Below are 26,998 nucleotides of genomic sequence, written 5' to 3'. Positions count from 1 at the left end.
AGGGTTCATGTCCTTCAAAGTCATGATGGTTTTCGGCACACGACCGGAGGCCATCAAGATGGCACCACTGGCGCGGGTCCTGCGTAACTGGCCCGGTATCGAACTCAACATTTGTTCCACCGGCCAGCACCGGGAAATGCTCAAGCAAGTGCTCGATTCGTTCGAGCTGGCGGTCGACGAAGACCTGCAAGTCATGACCCAGGGCCAGACCCTCAACGGCCTCTCCGAGCAATTGCTGGCGCATCTCGACAAAGCCTACGCGCGGGTGCAGCCGGACATCGTGCTGGTCCACGGCGACACCACCACCAGCTTCATTGCCGCCCTCGCCGCCTTCAATCGCCAGTTGCCCATCGGCCACGTCGAGGCCGGCTTGCGTACCGGCAACTTGCGCGCACCCTGGCCGGAGGAAGCCAACCGGCACCTGACCGGCGTTATCGCCGACCTGCATTTCGCCCCGACCACCAAGAGCGAAGACAACCTGCTGCGTGAAGGCGTACCCAAGGCCAACATCGAGGTCACCGGTAATACCGTGATCGATGCGTTGGTGTGGATGCGCGACCACCAGCAAGCGACGCAATGGCACCCGGCCGCCGACTCGCCGCTGGCTGTGCTCGAAGACAACCGGCGCATGGTGTTGATCACCGGCCACCGGCGGGAGAACTTCGGCGGTGGCTTTCGCAACATCTGCCTGGCATTGGCCACCCTCGCCCAGCGCTACCCCGATGTGCAATTCGTCTACCCGGTGCACCTCAATCCGCAGGTGCAGAACGCGGTGTACAGCGTGCTGTCAGACAAGCCCAACATCTATCTGGTGGCGCCGCAGGATTACCAGCATTTCGTCTGGCTGATGGGCCGCGCTTATTTCATCCTCACCGACTCCGGCGGCATTCAGGAGGAAGCCCCGGCCATCGGCAAACCGCTGTTGGTACTGCGCGATGTCACCGAGCGGCCATCGGTGCTCGAAGGCGGCACCGTGTTGCTGGTGGGTACCGATACCGACCGGATCGTCAAGGAGTCCAGCCTGTTGCTCGATGACGAGGCCACGTTCCAGCGCATGAGTCGAATCCACAGCCCGTACGGTGACGGCCATGCCAGCGAGCGGATCGCCAACCGCCTCGGGGTCTGGCTCAAGCACCGCGCGGCGTCGGGAAAAGCGGTATGAGCCTGGGCTTGGTCGATTTTTTTGCCTATGTGCTGTTCGGACTCAAATACCTCGCCATTGCCCTGGCCCTGCTGATGTTCATACTCGGGCTCGATGACCTGTTCATCGACCTGGTGTATTGGGGGCGCAAGTTTATCCGGCGCTGGCGGATCTACGAAAAATTCCGCCGCGCCGATGAAGAACGCCTGTATTCGATCGGTGAAAAGCCACTGGCGATCATGGTCCCGGCATGGAACGAAGTCGGCGTGGTTGGCGAAATGGCGCGGCTGGCCGCCTCGACCATCGACTACGAGAACTATCAGATTTTTGTCGGCACCTACCCCAACGATGCCGAAACCCAGGCCGACGTCGATGCCGTCTGCCTGCACTACCCCAACGTGCACAAAGTGGTCTGTGCCCGCCCCGGCCCGACCAGCAAGGCCGACTGCCTGAACAACGTGATCGACGCCATCCTGCGTTTTGAGAGCGATGCCAAAATCCAGTTCGCCGGTTTCATCCTGCACGACGCCGAGGACGTGATTTCGCCCATGGAGTTGCGCCTGTTCAACTACCTGTTGCCGGCCAAGGACCTGATCCAGATCCCGGTTTACCCCTACGCGCCGGAATGGAAAGGCTTCACTGCCGGGCACTACGTTGACGAGTTCGCCGAGAACCATGGCAAGGATGTGATCGTACGCGAAGCCCTGACTGGGCAAGTGCCCAGCGCCGGGGTCGGTACCTGCTTCAGTCGCAAGGCCATCAGTGCCTTGCTCGAAGACGGCGACGGTATCGCCTTCGATGTGCAGAGCCTCACCGAGGACTACGACATCGGTTTTCGCCTCAAGCAAAAAGGCATGAAGTGCATCTTCGCCCGGTACTCGGTCACCGACCCGAAGCTGGCGCTGGAACAGCCTTGGGTGTTCGGCATGAACCGTGCGTTTTCCCAAGTGATCTGTGTGCGCGAACACTTCCCTCGTGACTTGCAGCACGCAATCCGGCAGAAATCGCGCTGGATTGTCGGCATCGTATTCCAGGGCACCAAGAACCTCGGCTGGAGTAGCAAAGGCCTGCTCAACTATTTTCTGTGGCGCGACCGCCGTGGTTTGATCGCCTACCTGCTGAGCTTTCTGGTCAACCTGTTGTTCATGGTGTTACTGGCGATGTGGCTGGTGACGGTGATTGCTCCGAACGCCTGGCGCTATCCATCAATCCTTTCCGACAGTACGTTACTCGTGACCCTGCTGTGGCTTAACGGTTTCATGCTGCTCAATCGACTGTTCCAGCGCGGCTGGTTCGTCACACGCTATTACGGCCTGGTCGAAGGGCTGCTCTCGGCACCACGCATGATGTGGAGCAACTACGTCAACTTTTTCGCCAACCTGCGTGCACTGCGCCAGGTCATGGAGATGGGCGACTCACGCCGTGTGGCCTGGGACAAGACCACTCACGAATTCCCCGCGTTGACCCAGGCCCAGCGCACGCCGCTGGGGCATCGGCTGGTGGAAAAAGGCCTGCTGACCGAAGAACAATTGGAAGCGGCGATCACCAACCCGGTGCGCCGGCGTTTGGGCCAGGAACTGCTGCTGCGCGGGCACATCGACACCACGCAACTGGTGCAAACCCTCGCCGAACAAATGGACCTGGATTGGGCGCCGCTCAATCCATTCAAACTCGACAAACGCCTGATCGACGCGGTGCCACGCAAAATTGCCACGCACTACGGCGTGCTGCCGGTTGCCGAAGAAGGTGAAACACTGGTGCTGGCCTCCGAGGGGCCGGTGAGCCAGGTGTCGCAAGGCGCAATCAGCCGTCAGCTCAAGCGCCCGGTACGTTGCCGCCTCGCGCCGCAGGGCCGGGTCACGCTGGGGATTCGCTACTGGTACCCCAGCCCCCATCAAAAAGGAGAGGTGCACCAGATGTTGCAAGTGCTGGAGCGGCTTCAGGACGATGAAGCCCTGCTCGAGCGCGTCAGTCATCACCAAGTGTTGTTGGGCAATGTGTTGCAGGTACGCGGCATGGTCCCGCCGACCCTGTTCAACCAAGCCTTGATCGACTTCGATGCCGATCAAATGTCGCTGGGCGAACATTTGATTTCCCGCGGCATGATTACCCAAGCCGTGCTCGAACAAGCCCTGAACGATCAGGCCAGCGAACAGCAAGAGGCTTATCGCATTGCCCGGGAGGCTGCATGAAGACCAGCCACCGTCGCACCCTGTTGCTCGGCAGTCTGCTACTGAGCCTGACCACTGCGACCTGGGTGCAAGCCAAGCCACTGACCGACTTCGAACAGTTTCGCAGCTATCCCTACATGGACCGCAGCTATCGCGAAGCGAAAAAAGGCAACTGGGCTGAAGTCGAACGCCTGATGCGACACCTGCTGACCAAAGTGCCAAACAACGATGAAGCGCGGGCGCTGCTGGTGCAGTCGCTGGCCAAGCAACGGCGCTACAAGGACGCCGTGCAGGCCCTACCGGACAACCCGGCCAACAGCGACGCCCTGCTCAACCTGCGCCTGACCTGGATCGAACAGGACCCACCCGGCAGCGATCAAGTGGAACAGTGGATCGCCACCAGCAACCTCAATCAGCGGATTCGCTTGTGGCAGGCCTACAGCCTGAGCCTGGCCAAGTTCGGGGGCGCGGCGCGAGCCCACGACTGGCTGGCACAGCTTTCGCCTAAAGGCGATGAGCGAATCTTGCATTTGGCCATTGCCAATTGGTCCGAACAGTTACGCGACTGGAACGGCACCATCGAGCAACTGGCCCCGCTCGCCGCCAAAAACCAGCTGGACGCGCCGGGTTGGCAACGCCTGGCCAATGCCTACGTGCAGCGCCTCGACGAGCAGCCTTTGCAACAGCTATTGCAAACAGCCCCCAGCCCGGAGGCCGCGCGCAAGGTTCGCCTGGCCATGGTCGACCGGGCGATTGCCATGGGCCATATCCAGCAGGCACAACGCTGGATGCAATCACTGCCGCCTGCCGACCTTGCCGACCCGGCGCAACGCCAGCGTTCGTGGGAGCTTGCGCGAGAAACCGGCGACAGCGCCACCGTGCAACGCTTGAGTGCCGATTTGCAACGGCCTTGCCTGGAGACGGCGGACTGGCTATCGCGCCACGACCCGCAAGCCGCGCTCACTCAGCTGAAAAGCTGCCAACCGGAAGACAATCCCCAGGTGTGGCTGGTTCTTGCCCAGCGCCTGCAAGCCACCGACCTGCTACAAACGACACGCCTGCCGGAACCGTGGGACAAGCGACGTCGCGAACAACTGCTTGATGTCTGGCAGGACGAGGGCCGCAACGACAAAGTCATGGCCTATCTTGCCAGCCAGCCGCAAACCGCCGACGTGGTCAGGCGCCGCGCCGAACTGCTCCAGGCAGCGGGACGCAACAGCGAAGCGGCGACGTTGTGGGAGCGGCATTACCAGCAGACCGGCAACCTCAATTCGTTGAATCAAGCGACCTATCTGGCCCTGAATGCCGGCCAACGGGAACATACGCAGCAGTTGCTGGAGAATGCCTACGATCGCCACGGCGGCAAGCTGCCAACGGCCATGCTGCAAAGGCTGGCGGGCTTGTACGCCGCCTCGACACCTACCACCGCACAGCAGCAGCGCATGGTTTCGCTGCTCCATCGCGTCGATCCCGCCACCCGCGGGCAACTGCTGGCGCAACTGGCAGAGAACGGCCAGTGCGGCGCAGTTCAACAGGTGATCGGCGATCATCCGCAAGCCGCGGGCGACTATCGCGCCCTTGGCCGTTGTGCAATGCCGGAGCGCCCCGGAGAAGCGGTGGTCTATTACCAGAGCGCGGAAAAAATGGGTGACCAGAACAGTCGCCAGCCCCTCGCCTACGCCCAGGAAGCCGCCGGAGATTCCAAAGCGGCGCAGGCCATCTGGCGCAACATTCCGGACGTAAAGCTCAGCGACAACGCCCGCCTCACCGCCAGCCGTGGCGCCCTGAATATCGGCGACACGCAAACGGCCGAGCGTTATTGGCAAGCCAGTCATACCCGGGGCGCCAATGAGTGGGCCTTGGGCGCGGCGATTGCCGATGCCCGGGGCGATCACGCGCTTGCGCTGCAACGCCAGCGTTCTGCCTTGCAACTGGCGCCGGATGCCGAGCATTACTACGCGGCCTCGGTCACCGCGCAAAAGGCCGGCGACACGCAACAAAGCACCCAGTGGCTGGCCGAAGCCGTGCACCGCGACCCGAATAACCCCCGCTATCGCGCCGACTACGGCGTGCGCCTGGCCGGTGCCGAGACCCAGGAAGAACGCGCCCGCGCCATCCCGTACCTGCAACGCGCCACCCAGGATTTCCCCGAGGATTATCGCCTCGGCGAAACCCTGGCCTGGCGTTATGACGAGGTCGAAGACAGCGCCTCGGCGCGCAAGGAACTGGAACGCGTGATCGACCTGGAGCAGAACCCAGTCGCGGCCGATGACGAGGATGGCAGCATGGAAGCGCGGCGCTATCGCCAGCGCCGCGCCCACGAAAGCCTGTCCCGTCGCGACTCGGTGAGCATCGCCAGCACCTGGTCGCCGGCCGGGGTATCGACCAACGACATCCTGCGACCCGACGACAGCAACGGCACCCAACGCCGATCCAGCTCGCAGAACGTGCAATTGGCCATGTGGGACCACGCACTGGGCGATGAACCCAGCCGTGCCGGCAGTACGTTGTCAGTCTATGGACGCGTGTTGCTCGGTAGCGTCGGCCGGTCGAGCTATGCCGAATCCCTCGGCACCGGTGTCGGTCTGCGCTATAAACCCTGGGGCACGACCAACATCAACTTCTACGGCGAGGTCTACAAACAAAGCCAATTCGATGACCAGGACAATCACGGCTTGAGTCTGGGTGAAATGCTGATCCCCGAGAAGCTGGCCGATCAGGTCAACGACCATCGTGACGATGGGCACACCACCACTGACTACCTGTTGCGCGCCACTGCGTCGTTTCTCGATCAGGGACGGTTTCGCAATGACTGGCGGGTCGATGAAAGCGAATGGGAGGAGCGCTTCCTCTACCTCGACGGCGCTTGGTGGACCCAGGCCGGTGACCATCAATGGCTCTCGCGCTTCCAGCAAGGGCACACCTGGAAGCTGCCGTTCAACGGCGCGCAAACCGTCATGCCCTATGGCTTCCTCGAATTTGCCAGCCAGGACCCGAGCAACGACTGGCGCCAGGATCTGCGCACGGGTGTGGGCCTGCGTTGGCAATGGTGGTTCAACGATGACATCTATAACGCCTACCGTGCCCACCTGTCGGTGCGCACCGAGTATCAGCAATCGCTGGGCGGCAATCTGTATGAAGGCGGCAACGGTGTGTTGCTCGGCGTGGAGTTGAATTTTTGATGAAGCGACTTCTTTTGGCGATGTGCCTGCTGTTCGTCGCGGTGGCGAGCCATGCCGACGAGCGGATTTTTTATCAGCCACTGAACGCCGACGCCAACCTGAGCCCTGCACAATGGCAACGAGTCTGGCAGGACGCGGCCGCTCAAGGCGCGCACACCCTGATCGTGCAATGGACGGCCTATGGTGATTCGGACTTCGGTGGCCCCAACGGCTGGCTCGCCCACAGCCTGAAACTGGCCCAGGCCCAAGGCTTGAAACTGGTCCTGGGCCTGCACATGGACCCGGCCTACTACCAGCGCATCGATGAACTGGACACGGCTGGACTGGCGACATATTGGCAGGCCCGGCTGGGGCAGTCGCTGGCCCAGCAGCAGACAATACGCAAAGACTGGAAACTACCTGTCAGCGGTTGGTATCTGCCCCTGGAACTGGATGACCTGCACTTTCAGGCACAGGACCGTCGGCAAACCCTGCAACGCCAACTCAAGGATTTTGCCGGCAAGCTCGACGCGCCGCTGCACCTCAGTGTGTTCAACGTCGGCAAACTCGCACCGCAAGTGAATGGCCAATGGCTGGGCGAAGTGGCCAATGCCGGCATTCAGGTATGGTGGCAAGACGGCGCCGGCACCGGGCGCTTACCGCCCCTGGTTCGCGCCGCCTTTGCCAATGCACTGCCCTGCTCCATCGGCATCGTCCGGGAAGCGTTCCGGCAGGTCAGCACCGCCGGGCAGCCCTTCCGTGCCGAGCCGATGACCCCGCAAACGGAATCGACAGGGTGCCACCCCACCGCTGTATTTTCCCTACGCTACCGACCGTGGGGTAAGGTGATTCTCGACAACCAGCACAACGACAAGGTCGGCGATGTACAAAACCATTGAAGATGAAGTCCTGAAAAAAGCGGCGCCGGCCGAGTTCAGAGCCGAGTTTCTCCAGCACGAATTTGAGCGGCTGCACACCTTCTGCATTTTGATCTACATCGCCAGTATCGTGGTCTGGATTGCCTACGACCTGATCCTGAGTTTCATCGGCGGAGAGCCCTTCACCTGGCGTTCGCTGGTGTTCTTTGCAATCTTTTCGGTCCTGGTCATCACCTTGCTGCTCATCCGTAATGCCAGGCATTTCCAGGTACTCAACCTGCTGTTTGTGTTCGCCATTGCCTTCGGCACGCGACTGTTGATCGAAGGCCTGGCCAGCGATCACCAACCGGCCTGGCTGCTGCTGGCGGCATCGACCACCCTTTTTACCGCCTCGGTTTTGCCGCTGAGCCGCTGGTCATTCTTTGGCGCACAAATCATCACCTGGTTTTTTCTCAATCCCTTCTACAACACCGGGATCGAACATTTTGAACTGGGTGGTGTGATGGCCTTCAGTTACTCGACCTTCATTGGCGGCCTGACCCTCTACAGTTTCCTGACCTTGCGCAAAGCCAAGCTCTACAACTTCATCATGTCCAAGCTGTTGCTGGACCAGGCTTACATCGACACCCTCACCGAAATCCCCAACCGCCGCTCGTTCATGACCCGTGCCAACCTGCAATTGAACAATGTGCCCCGGGAAAACGAGCATTACCTGGCGATGGTCGATATCGACAATTTCAAGAGGGTCAACGACGTCTACGGCCATGACATTGGCGACGAGGTGCTTAAACGCGTTGCCCAGGACATCAAAGGGGTGATGGCTCGGTACGAATATGCGCGATTGGGTGGCGAAGAGTTTGCGATTTACTTGGCCGGGGTGCGCCGTGAAGACGTCCAGTCGCTGGCCGGCGAGTTGTGTCGGGTGGTGCGCGAGCAAACCACCCAACCCCCGGTGACCATCAGTATCGGCCTGACCCGGGTGCTCGATGGCGACACCTTGAACCAGGCGTTGGTCAAGGCTGATGGGGCTTTGTATGAGTCGAAACATACGGGGAAGGATCGCTACACATTCCACCCGTGACTCCATGCTACCCAAAGGATCAGTGTTTGAACGAGGTCATCACCCGCTCGGCATTTTCATCGCACGTCATGCCTTCGGGCCGGGCCTGGAGGGTGTCTATCCAGCCCAGCAACTGCGCCTTGCTATGGGCCAGGTGCCGTTGCATCTCTTCGATCTGCTCGATCTTGCGATGCAGGCCCGTCATCAACTCATCGTGCTTGAACGCGCCCGTCACATTATCTGGCAGTAATTGCTTGAGTTCTTCCAGGCTGAAACCCGCTTGCTGCGCGCACTGGATGATTTGCAGGGTCTGCAGCGCCTGTTGCGAGTAACGCCGATAACCATTCGCAGAGCGCTCGACCTGGCGGATCAAACCCTGGGATTCGTAAAAACGGATGCGTGAGGCGGTCAGCCCGCTCATTTGCGCCAATTCGCCAATCTTCATTGCGACCTCATTTGCCTGCTTGACATTAAAGTTAACTTTAAGCGTAGGCTCTACTCATCACTACGAGGAGTCAAGCATGTCGCCCTTCCAGACATTAAATTTGCCCAACGGCCAGACCATCGGTAATCGCATTGCCAAAGCGGCGATGGAAGAGAACCTTGCCAATACGGATCAGGTGCCCGACGAGGCGCTGTTTCGCCTTTACAAGGCTTGGGCTGAAGGCGAAGCCGGCTTGTTGCTGACCGGCAACGTGATGATCGACCGGCGCGCCATGACCGGCCCGGGCGGGGTGGCGCTGGAGGATGAGCAACACCTGGAGCGCTTTCGCCAATGGGCGCAGGCCGGGCGGGCCGGCGGTGCGCAGTTCTGGGTGCAACTCAATCATCCTGGCCGCCAGACAATGGCCAACCTCGGCCAGCAAGCGTGGGCGCCGTCAGCGGTGGCATTGGATCTCGGTCAGTTCTCGAAGATGTTTGCCGAACCAAGGCCCATGAGTGAAGACGACATCCAGGAGGTGATCCGACGCTTCGCCACCAGCGCCGCACTCGCGGAGAAAGCCGGTTTTACCGGGGTGCAGATCCACGCCGCCCACGGCTACCTGATCAGCCAGTTCCTTTCGCCACTGACCAATCGGCGCACCGATCAATGGGGAGGTTCGCTGGAGAATCGTGCGCGCCTGTTGTTGTCCGTCGTAGCGGCCGTGCGCCAAGTGGTGTCGGCGCAATTTTGTGTGTCGGTGAAACTCAACTCCGCGGACTTCCAGCGCGGTGGTTTCGACGCTGACGATGCGCGTCAGGTGATCCTGTGGCTCAACGAACAGGCGATCGACCTGCTGGAACTTTCCGGCGGCAGCTACGAAGCACCGGCCATGCAGGGCGAAGCGCGTGACGGTCGGACACTGGCGCGAGAGGCATACTTTCTGGACATGGCCGCTGAACTGGCCAGCGTGGCGCGCATGCCGGTGATGGTGACCGGCGGGATCCGCCGTTTAGCGATCGTCGAACAGGTCCTCGACAGCGGCCTCGCCATGGCCGGCATCGGCACCGCACTGGCCGTGGAACCGCACTTGGTCAAGCACTGGCGCGAAGGCCGGGACAGCCACCCGCAACTGCCACCGATTCGCTGGAAACGCAAGCCGCTGGCGGCGTTGGCGAACATGGCGGTGGTCAAGTTCCAGATGAACCGCTTGAGCCGTGGGCGCAAAACCCGACCTGAAGTCTCGGCGTTGTGGGCGTTGATTGTCGACCGGTTATACATTGGCAAGCGTACCCGGCAGTACCGGCAGGCGATGGGTAAGTAATCCATCATTTGTGTTGGCTGACACATTGCCTTCGCTGGCAAGCCAGTTCCTACAGTAGTCGGGGTGTACACAATCCCTGTAGGAGCTGGCTTGCCAGCGAAGACGGCGGCATGAACCACCCAACACTCAGCCCGAAAGCAACTCATCAATGTGCCGATACTCGGCCCGCAACTGCGCCGCCAACACCCGGCTACGGCCAAGCCGGATCGGCCCGCGCTCGATATCGATCAACAACCCCGGACACTCCAGCACCGGCAGCAATGGCCAGTCCTTCAGCCTTCCATCGGTGACCAACAGCAACCGCTGTTGCTCTGCCGCAAAGCGCTTTTGCCGTGCCGCCAGCCATCGATCTGCTTCGCCCAAGGCCGCCAACAATGGCGTGCCGCCACTTGCACCCAGTCCATCGAGCCAATGCTGCAACCCCGTCGAAGCCTTCAGTCCCTGCACCTGCCACTTCGGTGCAGCACCGCTGGCCGTGAGCAACGCCAGCCGCGCACGCTGGCGATAGGCATCGTCGAATAACTGCGCCAGCAGCCCCTTGGCATCGCTCAATGCCTGATGACGACGGGTCGAGGCAGACGCATCGACAATCACCAACCACAGTTCATGAGGCGAGCGCGTACGCAGGTCAAACAACAGGTCGTCGCGCTGGCGCGGCCGGCCCTTGAGTAGTGTGCCCGGCCAGTTGACCGACCCATTGCGTGCGGTATGACGCTGGCCTTGTTTGCCGTGATCCAGCCGCCCGGCCCGGGGTCTGGCATTCGCCCCCGCGTCGCAGCGAGGACGAATGCCTAGGGCTTTTTTGGCCAGCTCGGCACTTCACGTCGTGCACCCACCGGTAGCGCCCGGGCCGGCAACTCGCCCCACTGGCCCTGCCCTTCGCTCGGGCTGGCCTGTTGCGGCGAGGATTGTTGCCCGGCATGAGGTGGCTGAGGCGCCGATGCTGAATGCTCGTGGCGACGATGGCGCAAGGCGAACTCGGCCACTGCATCGATATCTTCTTCGGCGATTGCATTCACCCCGCGCCAGGCAGCGTGAGCCCGTGCGGCGCGCAACCAGACCAGATCGGCGCGCAAGCCATCGACACCGGCAGCAAAGCAGCGCTCGGTAATCTGAGCCAGCGCCTCGTCGTCGAGGGGAATGCTTGCCAACACGTTGCGTGCGCTCTGGCAGCGTTCGCGCAGTGTTGCCTGGGCGGACTCCCATTCGGCACAGAAGCCCTGCGGGTCGCTATCGAAATTCAGTCGCCGACGAATGATCTGACCGCGCTCGGCCGGTGCCGTATGGCCACCGAGGGCGACGTTCAAACCGAAACGGTCAAGCAGTTGCGGTCGCAATTCACCTTCTTCCGGGTTCATGGTGCCGATCAACACGAACTTCGCTGAATGCCGATGGGAAATGCCGTCACGCTCTACCAGGTTGGTGCCACTGGCGGCCACGTCGAGCAGCAAGTCAACGAGGTGATCGGGCAGCAGATTGACTTCATCGACGTAAAGCACGCCACCGTCAGCCTTGGCCAGAACGCCGGGGGAAAACTGTGCGCGACCTTCACCCAGTGCAGCGTCGAGATCGAGGGTACCGACCAGGCGTTCCTCGGTGGCGCCCAATGGCAACGTGACGAATTGACCGCTGGCCAGCAAATCCGCCAGGCCACGGGCCAGCGTCGACTTGGCCATGCCCCGCGGGCCTTCGATCAGCACACCGCCGATCTTCGGGTCGATGGCAGTCAGGTACAGGGCCAGCTTCAAGTCGTCGGCGCCGACCACGGCGGAGAGCGGGAAATGCGGGGTGTCGGTCATATCGGGTTTTCTCATCATGGTCGGTGGTGTCGATCAACAATCCAAAGGACATACGGGTCACTGTGGCCCCGGGATTGGGGAAGCTAGCTGTCTTCTTCTATATCCAGCAGCAGGTTTTCCAGTGCCTCGCGGTACTCGCCGGGCTCTTGCCACATCCCCCGCTGTTGCGCTTCGAGCAGGCGCTCGGTCATGTCGCGCAAAGCATGAGGGTTGTGCTCGCGGACAAACGCCCGGGTGTCCGGGTCAAGCAAATAGGCATCGGCCAGCAACGCGTACTGGTGATCGTCAATCAACTTCGTGGTGGCGTCGAAGGCGAACAGGTTGTCGACCGTCGCCGCCATTTCGAACGCACCTTTGTAGCCGTGACGCTTAACGCCTTCGAGCCACTTCGGATTGGCTGCCCGGGAGCGGATCACCCGGTTCAGTTCTTCCTTGAGGGTGCGTATTTTCGGCAGGTCCGGCTGACTGTGGTCGCCGTGATAACTGGCCGCTGCCTCGCCCCTCAGGCTTTCCACCGCCGCCAGCATGCCGCCTTGAAACTGGTAGTAATCGTTGGAATCGAGCAGATCGTGCTCGCGGTTATCCTGGTTTTGCAGCACCGCTTGCACCTGGCTCAGGCGCTGGCTGAACTGCTCGCGAGCGGCGGTGCCTTCGTCGCAACCGCCATAAGCATAGGCGCCCCAGTTGAGGTACACCTCGGCCAGGTCCTCGCGGCTTTGCCACAACCGGCCGTCGATGGCGCCCTGCACGCCTGCGCCATAGGCACCGGGTTTGGCGCCGAAAATCCGCCAGCCGGCCTGGCGCCGCGCCGCCTCTTCATCGAGGCCGGCCTGCAACAAGGCTGCGCGCTCGGCGCGGACCTTGGCCGCCAATGGATTGAGGTCGTCCGGCTCATCTAGATCAGCCACTGCTTGCACGGCCGCATCGAACAGCCGAATCAGATTGGCAAAGGCATCGCGGAAGAAACCGGACACGCGCAAGGTCACGTCGACTCGCGGGCGGTCGAGCAGGCTCAACGGCAGAATCTCGAAATCGTCGACCCGCTGGCTGCCGGTGGCCCAGACCGGGCGCACGCCCATCAGCGCCATCGCCTGGGCGATGTCATCGCCACCGGTGCGCATGGTCGCGGTACCCCACACCGACAGACCGAGTTGGCGCAAATGATCGCCGTGGTCTTGCAGGTGCCGCTCGAGGATCAGGTTGGCCGATTGGAAACCAATGCGCCATGCGGTGGTGGTCGGCAGGTTGCGCACGTCCACCGAGTAAAAGTTACGCCCGGTGGGCAGCACGTCCAAACGCCCGCGACTCGGTGCACCGCTGGGGCCTGCCGGGACGAAGCGCCCGCTCAAGGCATCGAGCAAACCACGCATCTCTGCCGGGCCGCAGGCGTCCAGACGCGGAGCGACTACCTCGCGCAAGCCATCGATGATGGCCTGAACTTCAGACCACCCCACCCCTTGCCACACAGGACCGTTGCCATTGGGGATTGGTGTGCTTTGAGCCTCTGTATTCAGCGCATCCGAAATCAACTGCGCGGCGAACAATTCCAGGCGTTCACGGGTGTCGCCTACGGTACGCCAGCGCTCTTCGCTGACAGTCACAAGCGGCTCGGGCCGCGGCCCAATCCAAGGCTCGGCCAGCGCACAATCGAGCGGATCGAAACCCAGTTCGAACGCCTTGGCCAGCGCCCGCAGCAGGCTCGACTGCGCGCCGCGCCCGTCACCCCGGGGAATGCGCAGCAACGCCAGCAAGGTGTCGATGCGCAAACGTCCGGTGGGTGATTCGCCGAACACATGCAGGCCGTCGCGGATCTGCGACTCTTTCAGGTCACACAGATAGGTGTCGAGTCGCGGCAACCAGATCGCCGCGTCGGCATCGCTGTCCAGTTGTTCGTCCAGTTGCAGTTCACGGTCGATGTGGGTGTCGCGCACCAGTTGCAAGATGTCACGCTGCAACTCGCGGGCGCGGCGCGGGTCGAGCAACTGCGCTTCGTAATACTCATCGGCCAACAGTTCGAGGTTACGCAATGGACCATAGGTTTCGGCGCGGGTCAGCGGCGGCATCAAGTGGTCGATGATCACCGCCTGGGTGCGCCGCTTGGCCTGCGCACCCTCGCCCGGGTCGTTGACGATAAACGGGTAGATGTTCGGCAGCGGCCCGAGCAACGCATCCGGCCAGCAGTGTTCCGACAGACCGACACCCTTGCCTGGCAGCCATTCGAGGTTGCCGTGCTTGCCGACGTGAATCACGCCGTGGGCGCCGTAGGTGTTGCGCAACCAGAAATAGAACGCCAGGTAACCGTGGGGCGGCACCAGGTCCGGGTCGTGATACACCGCGCTGGGATCAACCTGATAACCCCGCGCCGGTTGAATGCCGACGAAGGTCAGGCCCAAACGCAGGCCGGCGATCATCATCCGTTCGCTGCGGTACATCGGGTCGTTTTCCGGCGCGCCCCAACGTTCGAGCACCGCTGCGCGATTGGTCTCGGGCAAGGCATTGAACATCATCAGGTACTCATCCATCGCCAGGCTTTGCTGACACGGTCGCTGGTCGAGGGTGTCCAGATCGTTGCTGACGCCACCCAGCAATTGCTGGATCAGTGCGGTGCCGCTGTCCGGCAACTCAGCCGGCAAGGGATAACCTTCGGCGTGCAGCGCCCTCAGGATATTCAGCGCCGCGGCCGGCGTGTCGAGGCCGACGCCATTACCGATGCGACCGTCGCGGGTCGGGTAATTGGCCAGGACCAGGGCAATGCGTTTTTCCGCATTGGGCAGCCGCGCCAGGTCCACCCAGCGCCGCGCCAGTTCGGCCACGAAGTCCATGCGCTCCGGCTGCGGCCGATAGCAGACCACGTCGGACTGACTGCGTTCGCTGCGCCACGCCAGGTCCTTGAAACTGATCGGGCGGCTGATGATGCGGCCGTCCAACTCAGGCAAGGCGATATGCATCGCCAGGTCACGGGGGCCGAGGCCCTGCTCGCTGGCGCGCCAACCTGGTTCGTTGTCCTGGGCGCAAATCGCCTGGATCACCGGGATGTTGCGGCGAAACGGGCGCAGATGCGGGGCTTCAGGGCTGGACTGAGCGAAGCCGGTGGTGTTCAGGATTACACCAGCGTGGACTTCATCCAGCCAGTCCTCGACCACCGAGAGGCAGCCGGGCTCTTTCAAACTGGCCAGCGCAATTGGCAACGGGTTCAGCCCCGCTGACTGCAAGCGCTGGCAAAAAACATCGATGAATGCGGTGTTCGCCGCTTGCAAATGCGAGCGGTAAAACAGCACCGCCGCCACTGGTTGGCCCGCTTGCCAGTCGGCCTGCCAGTCACTCAGTACGGCTGCGTGTTTGTGCGGATGATAAATCGCCGTACGTGGCAAGGTTTGCGGCTCGCCCCAGGTGTAATCACGGGCCAGCCAGTGGTTGGCCAGGCAGCGGAAGAAATCCAGCGCGTTGCCCATGCCGCCCTGGCGCAGAAACTGCCAGAGCCGGTCGCGATCCTCGGCACCGACAGTGCTCAGGTCACTGAGCTCCGGGTCCGGACGATCATCACCCGGCACCAGAATCACCTGCACCCCGCATTGCGACAGCTCTACCAGCCGTTCGATGCCGTAACGCCAATAGGCGATGCCGCCGTGCAGCGAAATCAGGATCACCTTGGCATGACGCAGCACTTCATCGACGTACAAATCGACCGACGCATGGTTCTGCACCTGCATCGGGTTGGCCAGGCGTACGCTCGGATAATCGTCGGGCAACTGCTGCGCCGCCTCGGCGAGTAGCGCCAGGCTGGAGTCGCCGCTGCACAGGACCACCAGTTCGGCGGGGGTTTGTCCAAGGTCGGCGATGTTGTCATCCGACACGAAACCGCCGGGCTGGGTCCTGAGCAGGTGCATGGCTTACACGCTGAGTGCGGCGCGCAGTTGCGCTTCGAGTAGAGCGGCGTCCAGTGCCTGGCCGATCAGCACCAGGCGAGTTGCGCGTGCTTCTTCGGCGCCCCACTGACGGTCGAAATGCTTGTCGAAACGCGTACCCACGCCCTGGATCAGCAGGCGCATCGGTTTATTTGGAATGGCAGCAAAGCCCTTGACCCGCAGGATGCCGTGCTTGACCACCAGTTGGGTCAGCGCGTCCATCAGCAGGCTTTCGTCGGCTTGCGGCAGCTCGATCGAAATCGAATCGAAGGCGTCGTGATCGTGGTCGTCATGATCGTCGTCGCCATCGTGATGATGGTCGTGGTGGCTGTGGCGGCTATCGATGTGTTCTTCGGAGCCGGCACCCAGGCCGATCAGCACGTCCAGTGGCAGGCGACCGCTGCTGGCTTCGATGATTTTGACCGCCGGCGGCAACTCTTCGGCGACTTCCAGGCGCACGCGGGCCAGGTCTTCAGGGTTGATCAAGTCGGCTTTGTTGAGGATCACCAGGTCAGCGCTGGCCAGTTGGTCGGCGAACAGTTCGTGCAACGGCGATTCGTGGTCCAGGTTCGGGTCGAGCTTGCGCTGGGCATCGACTTGATCCGGGAAGGCGGCAAACGTACCGGCGGCCACCGCCGGGCTGTCGACCACGGTGATCACCGCATCGACGGTGCAGGCGCTGCGGATTTCCGGCCACTGGAAGGCTTGCACCAAAGGCTTGGGCAGGGCCAGGCCGGAGGTTTCGATAAGGATATGATCGAGGTCACCGCGACGGGCCACCAGCTCGCGCATCACCGGGAAGAATTCCTCCTGGACGGTGCAGCACAGGCAGCCGTTGGCCAGTTCATAGACGCGGCCGTTGGCTTCTTCTTCGGTGCAACCGATGGAGCACTGCTTGAGGATCTCGCCGTCGATGCCCAACTCGCCGAATTCATTGACGATCACCGCAATGCGGCGACCCTGGGCGTTATCGAGCATATGGCGCAGCAGCGTGGTTTTGCCCGAGCCGAGAAAGCCGGTGACGATGGTGACGGGAAGTTTGGCCAGTGTTTTCATCGGATGCCCTGTGACGTAGGTGGCGGGCATACGGGACGACGACCGGCAACGCGCACGCGTGCCTGGAAGAGTTCGCCACCGGATCACCCCGCCCGGTTGAAAGTGAGAATCTGTGACGAGGCAGGTCTCCTGGCTGACGGTGCGCCGGCCTGGGGCCTGGCATTCGCTGCGCCTTCCCGCCGGGCTCATGGATTGAGCCAGCAGTGGCGTGGCAGCGAACATCACCGTTCACAGTTGCGGGGGCAGCCGCGGCATTGACCGCGTTCCCTTCTTAGCTTCGACAAACGCCGAAGAACCTCGAAAGCGCAAGGCTACGCATGGTCTTGGGGCGGGTCAATGCTTGCGATCCCTGCGGCGATCCGACAAGCCCCCTCGCCACAATGTGCTGTACAAATCTCAAGTGAGAACCCTTGCCAATTGACGCCCAACCCTCCCCCATGCTCTCCTACGCACCTTGTTACGGGTGCCCTTCACAGGGTGAAACGGGAAACCGGTGAATCATGTGCTTTACTCTAAAGCCATGTCAGTCCGGTGCTGCCCCCGCAACGGTAAACGAGTGAAGCTTCAAATCCACTGTGCCACATGGCATGGGAAGGAGATGCTTTCTGGTTCAGGCGCAAGCCTTTGCCCCTCGTGAGCCCGGAGACCGGCCCGCAACACAAAGTGACCTGTACGGTCACTGAACCAACAAACCCGCGGTGGGCGGGCGCTGTTCGAACCTCTGCGCGCTCGCTCGTGCAGGGCTTTGCATGCGCTCTTATTCCCCGCTGACAGACCAGAGGGATACGCCATGTCGATCATCAGCAGCACCGGCCACAGCACTGCCAGCACCACCGCTTCCCTGACCCAACGCCTGACCGCCGCTGTCTGTGCGTCGATCCTGGGTGCTAGCCTTGTGTATTTTGCCGGTTTCTCGCACATCGAAGCGGTGCACAACGCCGCCCACGATACCCGCCACAGCTCCGCGTTCCCGTGCCATTGAGACCTGCCGACATGATCAAGCGTATTGCGCAAACCGCAGGTTTCACCGGGCTGCTGGCCGCCCTGTTGCTGACCTTGCTGCAAAGTTTCTGGGTCGCCCCTTTGATTCTGCAAGCCGAGACTTACGAAAAAGCCGAACCGGCCGCAGTTGAAATGCATGAACATGCCGATGGCGCCATGGCTGGCCACACTCACGATGCACAAGCCTGGGAGCCGGAAAACGGCTGGCAGCGCGTGCTGTCGACCACCGGTGGCAACCTGGTGGTGGCGGTCGGTTTCGCCCTGATGCTGGCGGGCCTGTACACCTTGCGCGCACCGACCAAAACCTCCCAGGGCCTGCTCTGGGGCCTGTCCGGTTATGCGACCTTTGTGCTCGCACCGACCCTCGGCTTGCCGCCTGAATTGCCGGGTACTGCCGCCGCTGACCTGGCGCAACGTCAGCTCTGGTGGATTGGCACCGCTGCCTCCACAGCAGTCGGCATCGCCCTGATCGTATTCAGCCGTCACTGGCCGATGAAGCTCCTCGGCGCGGCGATCCTCGCCGTTCCCCATGTGATTGGCGCACCGCAACCGCAAGTGCACTCGATGCTTGCGCCGGAAGCCCTGGAAGCCCAGTTCAAAATCGCTTCGCAGCTGACCAACGTGGCGTTCTGGCTGGCCCTGGGCCTGATCAGCGCCTGGTTGTTCCGCCGCAAAAGCGAAGGCCAATACCACGCATGACAGATGCCAGCACAGCGCCGACCCTGGTGGTCGGTCTGGGCTGCCAGCGGGGCTGCCCGGTCAGTACGTTGCTGGCGTTGCTCGACCAGGCGTTGGCAGCGCACCAGATTGCGCGCCATGAAATCAAGGCTTTGGCCAGCATCGATTTGAAGCGTGATGAACCGGCCCTGGTCGAGTTGGCCACGCAATTGGGGGTGCAATTGATGTATTTCAGCAGCCAGCAATTGGCGGCTTATGAGCATCAACTCAGCCACCAATCGCAGATCGCCTTCGAGCGCACCGGTTGTTACGGCGTCGCGGAAAGTGCCGCGCTCGCCCTCGCCGAACAACTGATCCAGGCGCCCGCCAAACTGCTGATTCCCCGACAAAAATATGCCCAGGCAACCTTGGCATTGGCCGGCGCAGCCTAAAATCCCCGATAATCCCCACCCTCGATCATGAACATTCTTCATCTGAAGTTTTGTTCACCCCCTTTTTCCCACAGGTACCGACGATGACCGTCTACTTCATTGGCGCGGGTCCCGGCGACCCCGAACTGATTACCGTCAAGGGCCAGCGGCTGATCCGCAGTTGCCCGGTGATCATCTATGCCGGTTCTTTGGTGCCTGCTGCGGTGCTGGAAGGTCATCGTGCCGAGCAGGTGATCAACAGTGCCCCATTGCACCTGGAACAGATCATCGACTTGATCAAAAACGCGCACGGCAAAGGCCAGGACGTGGCCCGCGTGCACTCCGGGGACCCGAGCCTGTATGGCGCGATTGGCGAGCAGATTCGTTATTTACGTGAACTGGGCATTCCCTTTGAAATCATCCCTGGTGTGACGGCCACGGCCGCGTGTGCCGCGTTATTGGGTGCCGAACTGACCCTGCCGGACATCTCACAGAGCGTGATCCTGACTCGCTACGCCGACAAAACCGCCATGCCACCTGGAGAGGATTTCTCCAGTCTGGCGCAGCACGGCGCGACCATGGCGATTCATTTGGGGGTTAATCACCTGGCGAAAATCGTTGAGGAGCTTGTGCCACATTACGGTGCCGACTGCCCGATTGCGGTGGTGCACCGCGCGAGCTGGCCGGATCAGGATTGGGTGGTGGGAACGCTTGAGGACATTGCCGGGAAGGTTGAAGCCAAGGGCTTTCGCCGTACGGCGTTGATTCTGGTGGGCCGGGTGCTGGGCAGTGATCATTTCAGTGAATCGTCGCTGTATCGCGCGGGGCATGCCCACCTTTATAGACCCTGATTCACCACCAACCCTGTGGCGAGGGGGCTTGCCCCCGTTCGGCGGCGTAGCCGTCGCAAAACCTGTGCCCCCGTACAAAAGCCGGGACTGCTTCGCAGCCCAACGGGGGCAAGCCTCCTCGCCACAGGTTTCCAATTTCCCATAAAAAAACGGCGCTCACGGGGCGCCGTTTTTTATGTTTCGCAGCGAACACCTTAGTAATAGGCGTTTTCTTTCTGCGTGTGGTCGGTCACGTCGCGAACACCTTTGAGCTCCGGAATGCGCTCGAGCAAGGTGCGCTCGATGCCTTCCTTGAGCGTCACGTCCGCCTGGCCGCAGCCCTGGCAACCGCCGCCGAACTGCAGGACGGCGATGCCGTCTTCGACCACGTCGATCAGGCTGACCTGGCCGCCATGGCTGGCCAGACCCGGGTTGATCTCGGTTTGCAGGTAATAGTTGATGCGCTCGTTGACCGGGCTGTCGGCGTTGACCATCGGTACTTTGGCGTTCGGCGCCTTGATGGTCAGTTGGCCGCCCATGCGGTCGGTGGCGTAATCGACAACCGCGTCGTCCAGGAAGGCTTCGCTGAAATTGTCGATGTACGCGGTGAAGCTTTTCAGCCCCAGCGCGGTGTCTTCGGGTTTTTCTTCGCCCGGCTTGCAGTAGGCAATGCAGGTTTCGGCGTACTGGGTGCCAGGCTGGGTGATGAAGACGCGGATGCCGATGCCCGGGGTGTTCTGCTTGGAGAGCAGATCAGCCAGGTAATCGTGGGCGGCGTCGGTAATGGTAATAGCGGTCATGGAAACTCCTCGCAGGCTTGGGCGCAGTTTACGCCAATCGAGGCGCCGGACAAAGTCCCAGTATTTTTGTCAGGAAAGAAATCCTTTCCTTGTAGGAGCTGGCTTGCCAGCGAAGGCGTCAGACCAGTCGACATATGGCTTGACTGTCTCGGCCTCTTCGCTGGCAAGCCAGCTCCTACAAGGTGTTGCTTCAGAGGTTCTCGTAGCGATTCATGTCCAGCACGCCCTCTTCCACCGAGTCGGTTTCGTGGATGTAGCGGCTCATGTCGTGGAAATACGGCCAGAATTGCGGATGACTGCGGCGGATGCCCCAGCGTTCGACGATTTTCTCGAAGCTGTCGCTGTCCCTGGCGTTTTCCATCGCATCGACGAACGCCGGCACCTGATCGGCCGGGATGTTGAACATGAAGTTCGGGTAGCTGCTGAGCACGCCCGGATAAATGGTCAACGTGTCGAGCCCAGGCTGATAACGCAGCGATTCGCCGAGCAGGAACGCCACATTGCTGTGCGCTCGGTTGCGCAGCAGGCTGTAGACCTCGCGTTTGCCGCTGCCGGTTCCGACGCGCAGCAGGGTTGCTTCCGGCAGTTGATCGATGACTTTGAGCCCCGCCGCCGGGCGCGACGTCAGGCGGCTCAACGCCTGCTCGGCCGTTTGCAGGTCGGGGTCGATGTTCGGCCGCGAGCAATACGCACCGTCGCAGCGGTTGATCGGATCCGGCCGGGCATTGAGGTCACCGTAACGGGCCAGCAACTGCATGGCAAAGTCGCGCTTGGGGTCCTGCGGGTTGAGTTTGAGCGCAGTCGGCGTGTCGTCATCGATGGCCTCGTAGTCGAGCCACATCTTGAATTTGCCACTGTTCTGGTACCAGTCGTCGAGGTAGGCATCCCGCGAGTCCGCCGGCATCAGGCGCAGGAAGTTCTGCTCGGCGCCGTTGCGGATCAGGTCGAAATACAGCCGTGTCTGGGCCTGATGGGAGACATTGCCAAACACATCAAAATTGACCGCCAGTTGATAGTAGGTGCGCTCCAGCAGGGGATAGTCGAACAGCCACATCGTCTGCGGCACGTCGCCAATCAAGCCTTTGGTCACCGAGGCGCTGTCGAAGTGACGGAAGATGCTCAGCAGCGCGTTGTCGTTGCCGGCCCACAGGGTCGACCAGCTCGGCGCGGGTTGATCGGCGTAACTGTCGCGGCGCAGGGCCTCGTATTCGTTGCGCTTGTCGCGGTAGTCATGCCACAGGCTCAGCACGCTGCCGACGTCGTCGTTCTGCCCTGGCATCGCCAGCAACGGTGTGGCTTGCCCGCGATAATTCGGATCGGTGATATAGAGGTCGTGTTCCGGCGCCTGGAACAGGGCCCAGAAATTGTCGCGAATCACATCAGTGGCGATCTGCCCGCGACACACCGGGCCGCGAATGAACGTGCGCACAAAGTATTCGGCGTTATCGAGCATGAACTGATAGCGCGCCTGGGCCGGAATGGCCTCGAAGGTAGCAAACGGGTTGGCCCGGCTGTGCGGTCCATAACCCGGCAGCGCGTTGACCTGCCAGCTGCCGTTGTAGAACAGGCTCTTGACCCGCGCCATCTTCGCCGCGCTCAGCGGATAGGTGATGTGGGTCTTGTGCACGATCACGCCCTGCACCGGCCACAAGCGGTAGTAGAACTGCGAGCCCGGGTCATCGTTCGGGCGACGGGTGTTGATCACGTCGATCGGCTGGCCGGACGGGGTGCGCGATCGCACCCACTGGAAGAAATGCCCCGGCTCGCCGTCCTTGAAGTAGAGATGCGCGAGGAACCAGTGCTCATACAGCCAACGCCCGACCAGGCTTTCCCGGGCACCCGGCGCATTGAGCAGGTTTTCCCACTGCAGCACTTCCTGGGCTTCCTTGGCACTCGGGGCCAGCGCCTGCTGGTCGATGGGCGCTCCGGCCGCCAGCCAGCGCTGCAACGTCTGGTATTGCTGATCGGTCAGGCCGGTCACTGCCAGCGGCATGCCCTCTCTCGGTTGCGCGGCGGCATAGGCGCCGAATTCCGCCGGCATGGCGCACATGTTTTCCCGGTTCAGGCCCAGGACGATGTCTTCCGCCAGCTTGGCATTGGGTTGCAACGGGGTGTTATGGCCCAGCTCCAGCATCCGCGCCATCAACGCGGCCTGACTGCCCTGGGCATCGAGTACCGAGTAGAAGCCCTTTTGCTGCCAGGCCTGTTTGCCGGAGGCGTCGTAGAAAATCCGCGTCGGTGCCACCGCTGTACGACGGTCGCCGTCATACACCGGGACTTTCGTCGCGCCCCGCGCCGCGCCCTCGCCACTGCCCAGGTTGAGCTGACAAGCGGCGTCGTTGCAGGCATGGCAGGCCACGCACTTCTCGGTGAAGATTGGCTGGATGTCGCGGCTGTAGGAAATGGCAGAAGAAATGGCCGGACTTTGCGCCGCAGCGCCCCAGCTAAAAAACAACAGCAATGCGCTGATGACGAAGCGATACGACATGTCCCTGGTCCTGAATCCTGAAAAAACGCCGCGATTCTACCGGTCCAGCCTCCTTGCCAACATGAACGATATTCATGCAAATCCGAGTCATGCTCTAAAAGCGCACAGGTTTGCTATTATCCGGACCCTTCGTCATGGCCTTACCGAGTAGTCCAAATGTCCGATCGCAGCGTTCGCCTTCAAGCTCTCAAGCACGCCCTCAAAGAGCGCATCCTGATTCTCGATGGCGGTATGGGCACGATGATCCAGAGCTACAAGCTCGAAGAGCAGGATTATCGCGGCAAACGCTTCGCTGACTGGCCAAGCGATGTCAAAGGCAACAACGATTTGCTGGTACTGACTCGCCCGGACGTGATTGGCGGTATCGAGAAAGCCTACCTCGACGCCGGCGCCGACATTCTGGAAACCAACACCTTCAACGCCACCCAGATTTCCCTGGCGGACTACGGCATGCAAGGCCTGGCGTATGAATTAAACGTAGAAGGCGCACGCCTGGCGCGCAAGGTCGCCGACGCCAAGACCCTGGAAACCCCGGACAAGCCGCGCTTCGTCGCCGGTGTGCTCGGCCCGACCAGCCGTACCTGCTCGCTGTCCCCGGACGTGAATAACCCCGGCTACCGCAACGTGACCTTCGATGAACTGGTGGAAAACTACACCGAGTCCACCAAGGGCCTGATCGAAGGCGGCGCCGACCTGATCCTGATCGAAACCATCTTCGACACCCTCAACGCCAAGGCGGCGATCTTCGCCGTACAGGGCGTGTTCGAAGAACTGGGCATTGAATTGCCGATCATGATTTCCGGCACCATCACCGACGCCTCGGGCCGTACCCTGTCGGGCCAGACCACCGAAGCGTTCTGGAACTCCGTGGCCCACGCCAAGCCAATTTCCGTCGGCCTCAACTGCGCCCTGGGTGCCAGCGAATTGCGCCCGTACCTGGAAGAGCTATCGAACAAGGCCGGCACTCACGTCTCCGCGCACCCGAACGCCGGCTTGCCGAACGAATTCGGTGAGTACGACGAACTGCCGTCGCAAACCGCCAAGGTCATCGAAGAATTCGCCCAGAGCGGCTTCCTCAACATCGTCGGCGGCTGCTGCGGCACCACACCGGGTCACATCGAAGCCATCGCCAAGGCTGTGGCCGGTTACGCACCGCGTGAAATTCCGGACATTGCGAAGGCCTGCCGCCTCTCGGGCCTGGAGCCGTTCACCATTGATCGCAGCTCCCTGTTCGTGAACGTCGGCGAGCGAACCAACATCACTGGTTCCGCCAAGTTCGCCCGCCTGATCCGCGAAGACAACTACACCGAAGCCCTGGAAGTCGCCCTGCAGCAGGTCGAGGCCGGCGCCCAGGTGATCGACATCAACATGGACGAAGGGATGCTCGATTCGAAGAAGGCCATGGTGACCTTCCTCAATCTGATCGCCGGTGAACCGGACATCTCCCGCGTACCGATCATGATCGACTCCTCCAAATGGGAAGTGATCGAAGCCGGCCTGAAATGCATCCAGGGCAAGGGCATCGTCAACTCGATCAGCATGAAAGAAGGCGTCGAGCAGTTCATTCACCACGCCAAACTGTGCAAGCGCTACGGCGCGGCGGTAGTAGTAATGGCCTTCGACGAAGCCGGCCAGGCCGACACCGAAGCGCGCAAGAAAGAAATCTGCAAACGCTCCTACGACATCCTGGTCAACGAAGTGGGCTTCCCGCCGGAAGACATCATCTTCGACCCGAACATCTTCGCCGTGGCCACCGGTATCGAAGAACACAACAACTACGCTGTGGATTTCATCAACGCCTGTGCCTACATCCGTGACGAGCTGCCGTATGCGCTGACCTCCGGTGGCGTGTCCAATGTGTCGTTCTCGTTCCGCGGCAACAACCCGGTGCGTGAGGCGATCCACTCGGTGTTCCTGCTGTACGCCATCCGCGCCGGGCTGACCATGGGTATCGTCAACGCCGGGCAACTGGAGATCTACGACCAGATCCCTGTGGAGCTGCGCGATGCCGTTGAAGACGTGATCCTCAACCGCACCCCGGAAGGCACCGACGCCCTCCTCGCCATCGCCGACAAGTACAAGGGCGACGGCAGCGTCAAGGAAGCCGAGACCGAAGAGTGGCGCAACTGGGACGTCAACAAGCGTCTGGAACACGCACTGGTCAAGGGCATTACTACGCACATCGTTGAAGACACCGAAGAATCGCGTCAGTCCTTCGCCCGTCCGATCGAAGTGATCGAAGGCCCGTTGATGTCCGGCATGAACATCGTCGGCGACCTGTTCGGTGCCGGCAAAATGTTCCTGCCGCAAGTGGTGAAATCCGCGCGCGTGATGAAGCAGGCCGTGGCGCACCTGATCCCGTTCATCGAGCTGGAAAAAGGTGACAAACCAGAAGCCAAGGGCAAGATCCTGATGGCCACGGTGAAAGGCGACGTGCACGACATCGGCAAGAACATCGTTGGCGTGGTGCTCGGTTGCAACGGCTATGACATCGTCGACCTGGGCGTGATGGTCCCGGCAGAAAAAATCCTGCAAGTGGCCAAGGAACAGAAGTGCGACATCATCGGCCTCTCCGGCCTGATCACCCCGTCGCTGGACGAGATGGTCCACGTCGCCCGCGAAATGCAGCGCCAGGATTTCCACCTGCCGTTGATGATCGGCGGCGCGACCACCTCCAAGGCGCACACGGCGGTGAAAATCGAGCCCAAGTACAGCAACGACGCGGTGATCTACGTCACCGACGCCTCCCGCGCCGTGGGCGTGGCGACGCAGTTGCTGTCCAAGGAATTGAAGCCCGGTTTCGTCGAGAAAACCCGCCAGGACTACATTGAAGTTCGCGAGCGTACTGCCAACCGCAGTGCCCGCACCGAGCGCCTGAGCTACGCCGCGGCGATTGCCAAGAAGCCGCAGTTCGACTGGGCGAACTACACGCCGGTCAAGCCGACCTTCACCGGTACGCGGGTGCTGGACAACATCGACCTCAACGTTCTGGCCGAGTACATCGACTGGACGCCGTTCTTCATTTCCTGGGACCTGGCCGGCAAGTTCCCACGCATCCTTGAAGACGAAGTGGTCGGTGAAGCCGCGACTTCGCTGTACAAGGATGCCCGTGAAATGCTGACCAAGCTGATTGACGAGAAGCTGATCAGCGCCCGTGCCGTATTCGGTTTCTGGCCAGCCAATCAGGTGCATGACGACGACATCGAACTGTATGGCGATGACGGCAAGCCCATGGCCAAGCTGCATCACCTGCGCCAGCAGATCATCAAGACCGATGGCAAGCCGAACTTCTCCCTGGCCGACTTTGTTGCACCGAAGGACAGTGAAGTGACCGACTACGTGGGTGGTTTCATCACCACCGCCGGTATCGGCGCCGAAGAAGTGGCCAAGGCCTACCAGGACGCGGGCGACGACTACAACTCGATCATGGTCAAGGCCCTCGCCGACCGTTTGGCCGAGGCCTGTGCCGAATGGCTGCACCAACAGGTGCGTAAAGAGCATTGGGGTTATGCCAAGGATGAAGTGCTGGATAACGAGGCGTTGATCAAGGAGCAATACAGCGGCATCCGCCCTGCTCCAGGCTACCCGGCCTGCCCGGATCACACCGAGAAAACCCAGTTGTTTACCCTGCTCGATCCCGAGGCCGAGGAAATGCGCGCCGGCCGTAGCGGCGTGTTCCTCACCTCAAGCTACGCCATGTTCCCGGCGGCAGCGGTCAGCGGCTGGTACTTCGCGCACCCGCAGGCGCAATACTTCGCCGTGGGCAAAATCGACAAGGACCAGGTGCAGAGCTACACCTCGCGCAAAGGCCAGGAGCTGAGCGTGACCGAGCGCTGGTTGGCGCCGAACCTGGGTTACGACAACTAAGCGGTAT

At 61.6% G+C, this 26,998-nt stretch carries 18 protein-coding genes and 2 riboswitches; of the genes, 11 read left to right on the top strand and 7 right to left on the bottom strand.

All coding sequences use genetic code 11. From position 1 onward, the window contains the following. Positions 1 to 7: 7 nt before the first annotated feature. From wecB to J1D76_RS14400, 5 genes are read left to right on the top strand one after another with little or no spacing between them, the layout of a single operon-like run. The gene (wecB, locus tag J1D76_RS14420) at positions 8 to 1,162 is read left to right on the top strand and encodes a non-hydrolyzing UDP-N-acetylglucosamine 2-epimerase (RefSeq protein ID WP_421138946.1); all 1,155 of its coding nucleotides are present in this window, start codon (positions 8 to 10) and stop codon (positions 1,160 to 1,162) included. Then, positions 1,159 to 3,333: a cyclic di-3',5'-guanylate-activated glycosyltransferase NrfB gene (gene nrfB / locus J1D76_RS14415; protein WP_421138945.1), complete on the top strand. Its 2,175-nt coding sequence runs from the start codon at positions 1,159 to 1,161 to the stop codon at positions 3,331 to 3,333. Before wecB ends, nrfB begins: the two co-directional genes overlap by 4 nt. Further along, positions 3,330 to 6,494, top strand: a complete 3,165-nt coding sequence (locus tag J1D76_RS14410; protein ID WP_421138944.1) for an NfrA family protein — start codon at positions 3,330 to 3,332, stop codon at positions 6,492 to 6,494. The genes nrfB and J1D76_RS14410 overlap by 4 nt, the downstream gene beginning before the upstream one ends. Next, entirely contained in the window at positions 6,494 to 7,372 is an 879-nt protein-coding gene (locus tag J1D76_RS14405) for a DUF4434 family protein (RefSeq protein WP_421138943.1), read from the top strand. The genes J1D76_RS14410 and J1D76_RS14405 overlap by 1 nt, the downstream gene beginning before the upstream one ends. After that, positions 7,356 to 8,432, top strand: coding sequence for a diguanylate cyclase domain-containing protein (locus J1D76_RS14400; RefSeq protein ID WP_421138942.1), 1,077 nt, complete (start codon positions 7,356 to 7,358; stop codon positions 8,430 to 8,432). The genes J1D76_RS14405 and J1D76_RS14400 overlap by 17 nt, the downstream gene beginning before the upstream one ends. Positions 8,433 to 8,451: 19 nt before the next feature. Here the strand turns inward: J1D76_RS14400 and J1D76_RS14395 are convergent, their stop codons facing one another. Beyond that, entirely contained in the window at positions 8,452 to 8,856 is a 405-nt protein-coding gene (locus tag J1D76_RS14395; protein ID WP_421138941.1) for a MerR family transcriptional regulator, read from the bottom strand. 76 nt (positions 8,857 to 8,932) lie between these two features. On the opposite strand from J1D76_RS14395, the gene J1D76_RS14390 reads away from it, so the two are divergent. Next, entirely contained in the window at positions 8,933 to 10,156 is a 1,224-nt protein-coding gene (locus J1D76_RS14390) for an NADH:flavin oxidoreductase/NADH oxidase family protein (protein ID WP_421138940.1), read from the top strand. 126 nt (positions 10,157 to 10,282) lie between these two features. On the opposite strand, the gene J1D76_RS14385 is transcribed toward J1D76_RS14390, so the two are convergent. The 4 genes from J1D76_RS14385 to cobW all read right to left on the bottom strand — a co-directional run bounded on the left by J1D76_RS14385 (position 10,283) and on the right by cobW (position 16,916). After that, entirely contained in the window at positions 10,283 to 10,894 is a 612-nt protein-coding gene (locus tag J1D76_RS14385) for a vWA domain-containing protein (RefSeq protein ID WP_421138987.1), read from the bottom strand. A gap of 53 nt (positions 10,895 to 10,947) precedes the next feature. Further along, positions 10,948 to 11,955, bottom strand: a complete 1,008-nt coding sequence (locus tag J1D76_RS14380) for an ATP-binding protein (RefSeq protein WP_421138939.1) — start codon at positions 11,953 to 11,955, stop codon at positions 10,948 to 10,950. Positions 11,956 to 12,038: 83 nt separating this feature from the next. Then, a complete protein-coding gene (gene cobN, locus J1D76_RS14375; protein WP_421138938.1) occupies positions 12,039 to 15,842 on the bottom strand; it encodes a cobaltochelatase subunit CobN in 3,804 nt (1,267 codons plus the stop codon). A gap of 3 nt (positions 15,843 to 15,845) precedes the next feature. Further along, complete coding sequence (gene cobW / locus J1D76_RS14370; protein ID WP_421138937.1) at positions 15,846 to 16,916, bottom strand: cobalamin biosynthesis protein CobW; 1,071 nt, start codon at positions 16,914 to 16,916, stop codon at positions 15,846 to 15,848. 101 nt (positions 16,917 to 17,017) lie between these two features. Continuing rightward, a riboswitch (cobalamin riboswitch) is annotated at positions 17,018 to 17,231 on the bottom strand. Positions 17,232 to 17,360: 129 nt separating this feature from the next. Beyond that, a riboswitch (cobalamin riboswitch) is annotated at positions 17,361 to 17,586 on the top strand. Positions 17,587 to 17,706: 120 nt separating this feature from the next. Here cobW and J1D76_RS14365 point away from each other — a divergent pair. From J1D76_RS14365 to cobM, 4 genes are all read left to right on the top strand, one after another. Further along, the gene (locus J1D76_RS14365) at positions 17,707 to 17,898 is read left to right on the top strand and encodes a CbtB domain-containing protein (RefSeq protein WP_421138936.1); all 192 of its coding nucleotides are present in this window, start codon (positions 17,707 to 17,709) and stop codon (positions 17,896 to 17,898) included. Positions 17,899 to 17,909: 11 nt separating this feature from the next. Continuing rightward, positions 17,910 to 18,617, top strand: coding sequence for a CbtA family protein (locus tag J1D76_RS14360; RefSeq protein WP_421138935.1), 708 nt, complete (start codon positions 17,910 to 17,912; stop codon positions 18,615 to 18,617). Then, a complete protein-coding gene (locus J1D76_RS14355; protein WP_421138934.1) occupies positions 18,614 to 19,027 on the top strand; it encodes a cobalamin biosynthesis protein in 414 nt (137 codons plus the stop codon). Before J1D76_RS14360 ends, J1D76_RS14355 begins: the two co-directional genes overlap by 4 nt. Positions 19,028 to 19,110: 83 nt before the next feature. Next, positions 19,111 to 19,857, top strand: a complete 747-nt coding sequence (gene cobM / locus J1D76_RS14350) for a precorrin-4 C(11)-methyltransferase (protein ID WP_421138933.1) — start codon at positions 19,111 to 19,113, stop codon at positions 19,855 to 19,857. Between the two features lie 194 nt (positions 19,858 to 20,051). On the opposite strand, the gene nfuA is transcribed toward cobM, so the two are convergent. Continuing rightward, complete coding sequence (gene nfuA / locus J1D76_RS14345) at positions 20,052 to 20,636, bottom strand: Fe-S biogenesis protein NfuA (RefSeq protein ID WP_420649152.1); 585 nt, start codon at positions 20,634 to 20,636, stop codon at positions 20,052 to 20,054. A gap of 190 nt (positions 20,637 to 20,826) precedes the next feature. Next, positions 20,827 to 23,124, bottom strand: a complete 2,298-nt coding sequence (locus tag J1D76_RS14340) for a fatty acid cis/trans isomerase (RefSeq protein ID WP_421138932.1) — start codon at positions 23,122 to 23,124, stop codon at positions 20,827 to 20,829. A gap of 156 nt (positions 23,125 to 23,280) precedes the next feature. On the opposite strand from J1D76_RS14340, the gene metH reads away from it, so the two are divergent. Further along, a complete protein-coding gene (metH, locus tag J1D76_RS14335) occupies positions 23,281 to 26,991 on the top strand; it encodes a methionine synthase (RefSeq protein WP_421138931.1) in 3,711 nt (1,236 codons plus the stop codon). Positions 26,992 to 26,998 lie beyond the last annotated feature (7 nt).

It is taken from the genome of Pseudomonas sp. NFX15 (genome assembly GCF_049132105.1).
GTDB lineage: Bacteria > Pseudomonadota > Gammaproteobacteria > Pseudomonadales > Pseudomonadaceae > Aquipseudomonas.
This window is presented reverse-complemented; position numbering and strand designations above follow the sequence as displayed.

What these genes read in the sequence shown, in the direction of transcription:
- wecB (WP_421138946.1), top strand. Translation starts at nt 8, where the DNA reads ATGTCCTTCAAAGTCATGATGGTTTTCGGCACACGACCGGAGGCCATC.
- nrfB (WP_421138945.1), top strand. Translation starts at nt 1,159, where the DNA reads ATGAGCCTGGGCTTGGTCGATTTTTTTGCCTATGTGCTGTTCGGACTC.
- J1D76_RS14410 (WP_421138944.1), top strand. Translation starts at nt 3,330, where the DNA reads ATGAAGACCAGCCACCGTCGCACCCTGTTGCTCGGCAGTCTGCTACTG.
- J1D76_RS14405 (WP_421138943.1), top strand. Translation starts at nt 6,494, where the DNA reads ATGAAGCGACTTCTTTTGGCGATGTGCCTGCTGTTCGTCGCGGTGGCG.
- J1D76_RS14400 (WP_421138942.1), top strand. Translation starts at nt 7,356, where the DNA reads ATGTACAAAACCATTGAAGATGAAGTCCTGAAAAAAGCGGCGCCGGCC.
- J1D76_RS14395 (WP_421138941.1), bottom strand. Translation starts at nt 8,856, where the DNA reads ATGAAGATTGGCGAATTGGCGCAAATGAGCGGGCTGACCGCCTCACGC.
- J1D76_RS14390 (WP_421138940.1), top strand. Translation starts at nt 8,933, where the DNA reads ATGTCGCCCTTCCAGACATTAAATTTGCCCAACGGCCAGACCATCGGT.
- J1D76_RS14380 (WP_421138939.1), bottom strand. Translation starts at nt 11,955, where the DNA reads ATGACCGACACCCCGCATTTCCCGCTCTCCGCCGTGGTCGGCGCCGAC.
- cobN (WP_421138938.1), bottom strand. Translation starts at nt 15,842, where the DNA reads ATGCACCTGCTCAGGACCCAGCCCGGCGGTTTCGTGTCGGATGACAAC.
- cobW (WP_421138937.1), bottom strand. Translation starts at nt 16,916, where the DNA reads ATGAAAACACTGGCCAAACTTCCCGTCACCATCGTCACCGGCTTTCTC.
- J1D76_RS14365 (WP_421138936.1), top strand. Translation starts at nt 17,707, where the DNA reads ATGTCGATCATCAGCAGCACCGGCCACAGCACTGCCAGCACCACCGCT.
- J1D76_RS14360 (WP_421138935.1), top strand. Translation starts at nt 17,910, where the DNA reads ATGATCAAGCGTATTGCGCAAACCGCAGGTTTCACCGGGCTGCTGGCC.
- J1D76_RS14355 (WP_421138934.1), top strand. Translation starts at nt 18,614, where the DNA reads ATGACAGATGCCAGCACAGCGCCGACCCTGGTGGTCGGTCTGGGCTGC.
- cobM (WP_421138933.1), top strand. Translation starts at nt 19,111, where the DNA reads ATGACCGTCTACTTCATTGGCGCGGGTCCCGGCGACCCCGAACTGATT.
- nfuA (WP_420649152.1), bottom strand. Translation starts at nt 20,636, where the DNA reads ATGACCGCTATTACCATTACCGACGCCGCCCACGATTACCTGGCTGAT.
- J1D76_RS14340 (WP_421138932.1), bottom strand. Translation starts at nt 23,124, where the DNA reads ATGTCGTATCGCTTCGTCATCAGCGCATTGCTGTTGTTTTTTAGCTGG.
- metH (WP_421138931.1), top strand. Translation starts at nt 23,281, where the DNA reads ATGTCCGATCGCAGCGTTCGCCTTCAAGCTCTCAAGCACGCCCTCAAA.